The sequence below is a fragment of the Methylibium sp. genome, from assembly GCF_013817365.1.
Classification (GTDB): Bacteria; Pseudomonadota; Gammaproteobacteria; order Burkholderiales; family Burkholderiaceae_C; genus Methylibium.
This window is the reverse complement of the sequence record NZ_JACDCU010000565.1, coordinates 1-2,211: the sequence shown is the minus strand read 5'-3', so window position 1 is coordinate 2,211 and position 2,211 is coordinate 1. Positions and strand designations below refer to the sequence as shown.

The 2,211-nt window shown below is 62.2% G+C and carries 3 protein-coding genes and 1 pseudogene; 2 read left to right on the top strand and 2 right to left on the bottom strand.

Annotation, left to right across the window (positions count from 1 at the left end):
- Positions 1–201 (top strand): EamA family transporter (locus tag H0W38_RS21350; protein ID WP_367162576.1); only part of this gene is annotated, 201 nt, incomplete at its 5' end.
- Positions 202–234: 33 nt separating this feature from the next.
- Here the strand turns inward: H0W38_RS21350 and dusA are convergent.
- Entirely contained in the window at positions 235–1,269 is a 1,035-nt protein-coding gene (dusA, locus tag H0W38_RS21345) for a tRNA dihydrouridine(20/20a) synthase DusA (RefSeq protein ID WP_292457985.1), read from the bottom strand.
- A gap of 441 nt (positions 1,270–1,710) precedes the next feature.
- On the opposite strand from dusA, the gene H0W38_RS21340 reads away from it, so the two are divergent.
- A complete protein-coding gene (locus H0W38_RS21340; protein ID WP_292457983.1) occupies positions 1,711–2,022 on the top strand; it encodes a hypothetical protein in 312 nt (103 codons plus the stop codon).
- Positions 2,023–2,086: 64 nt separating this feature from the next.
- On the opposite strand, the pseudogene H0W38_RS21335 reads toward H0W38_RS21340, so the two are convergent.
- Positions 2,087–2,211: pseudogene (locus H0W38_RS21335) on the bottom strand (IS630 family transposase); the annotation flags it as partial.

The following is a 2,211-nucleotide window of genomic DNA, read 5'->3' as shown; positions in this document are numbered from 1 at the left end:
GTGCCGGCGTCTTCGGCCGGCGTCTACACGGTGCTGCTGCCGGTCAGTGCCGCGGCGGTCGGCACGTTATTACTGGGCGAGCGCATCGATGCGATGCAGGCCGGCGCATTCGCGCTGGCGCTGGCCGGGGTGGTGCTCGCGACATGGCCGGGTAAGGCGGCTGTGCATCAGCCGCCGCAATCGGCCGATCGACCCACCTGAGCCCGCGCTCCGCAGCACGCGTGGCTGATGCGCTCAGCCCGCGAACACTGCGTCGGCCTGCCGTGCACTGCGCCGCGCCATTGCCGATACGGCAGCTGGCGATTCGCCCTTGAGCCGGTGATCCGACCACACCTGCCGCCATTTGCGCGCACCCGGGGTGCCGTTCCACAGCCCCAGCATGTGACGCGATACGTGCGACCAGGGCTCGCCGCGCAAGGCCCGCTCGCGCTCCATGTACTCGACCATGCGCGCCTCGATCTCGCTGCGCTCCCGTTCGTGCGGCGCTGCGCCGAAGAAGCACGCGTCCCACGAAGCCATCGTCCACGGATGGTGGTAGGCCTCGCGGCCGAGCATCACGCCATCGACGTGCCGCAACTGCTCTTCGATCTGCTCGCTTGTCGTGATACCGCCATTGAGAACAATGGTGAGCGCCGGAAAATCGTGCTTCAGCCGGTGCACGAGTTCGTAGCGCAGCGGCGGCACCTCGCGGTTCTCCTTCGGGCTCAGGCCTTTGAGCCAGGCATTGCGCGCGTGCACGAGGAAAACGGTGCAACCGGCGGCCGCCACGGTCCCGACGAAATCCCGCACGAAGGGGTAGCTTTCCGCCTTGTCGATGCCGATACGGTGCTTCACCGTCACAGGAATGCTCACCGCGTCGACCATCGCCTTGACGCCTTCGGCCACGAGTTCGGGCTCGGCCATGAGGCAGGCACCGAAAGCGCCGCGCTGCACGCGCTCGCTGGGGCAGCCGCAGTTGAGGTTGATTTCGTCGTAACCCCACCGCTCACCGTGCTTCGCGCAGGCGGCCAGATCGGCCGGCTCGCTGCCGCCGAGTTGCAAGGCGACGGGGTGCTCCTCGGCATTGAAATCCAGGTGCCTGGGCACATCGCCGTGCAGCAGCGCGCCCGTCGTGACCATCTCGGTGTACAGGCGCGTGTGCCGACTCAGCAGCCGGTGGAAGTAGCGGCAGTGGCGATCGGTCCAGTCCATCATTGGGGCTGTAGACAGGCGCCATGGGCTAAGTGGGTGATCTGATTGCACTAATCTTCTCTTTATCGGTCCACGCATTGGTGGGACGGACGATGTAGGGCGCTCCTGGCATCAGACCCATTCGTGCATGTTAATCAATGGGTTGCGAGTGATGCTCATGCGAGAGCCTGACGGGTTTGGATGCCTCTTTGCGGCTCGCGGCACCCGCGCCAGTGCTACGGATTTGCCACGGCAAAGCGGCGATTGCTACAGCACCGCGGCGTGGCAAGCTGCGACGACGCCCGAGCATGTATGTTCACGCGGCGCTGCGGCGTCTCTCGATGCCTGCTATCGGGAAGCCCGTTGGGCCTTCCGCAGGACGTTTGCGACCCTTCAGCGACAGTCACGGTTTAGGATTCATCGCCGCAAAGCTGTCGCTCGCACGCTCACAGCGGCAACAATCGAGGAGCTGGCCGAAACTGGCTTCAAAGTGGTGACGGCTCCGTTTCAACTCCGATGCAACATCATCGACTTCAACGGTTGCCCACCGACGATGTGCCAGCGTTGCTAAAGGGACTCAATCGTCAACAGATCGTCATGAGACGACATCCAGGGAGGTACTTGACCGCAGTTGTTCTTCACCTCAGCGACATTCACATCAGATCAGACAAAGACTGGATCCTCGACAAAGGCAGCAGCATCGCTGCCTGCGTCTTCTCTTCACTGCCCGATGCGACTACCGTGTTTGTCATTGTGTCGGGAGACATCGCCTTCAGCGGAAAGCCTACGCAATATGCGGCGGCTGAAGGCCTGTTTATCGCAGTACGGTCTGCGATTCAGACCGAGAAATAATTGCCGGTTCATTTTGTGTTCTGCCCTGGCAATCACGACTGCGACTTCAGCCTCAGCAACAAGACTAGTGGGCCGTAACGATTGAATCGGGAGTAATTCGCCGTGTTGGATCGAAGTACTTCCACTTCACGGGCTTGGGTTGTTCGTTGTACTTGCGGATGTAGCGCATGAGCTTTCTCTTCAAGTCAG

Bases quoted from the DNA above. Each gene is read 5' to 3' on its own strand.
- dusA (WP_292457985.1), bottom strand. From the start codon at position 1,269: ATGCGTGGACCGATAAAGAGAAGATTAGTGCAATCAGATCACCCACTT.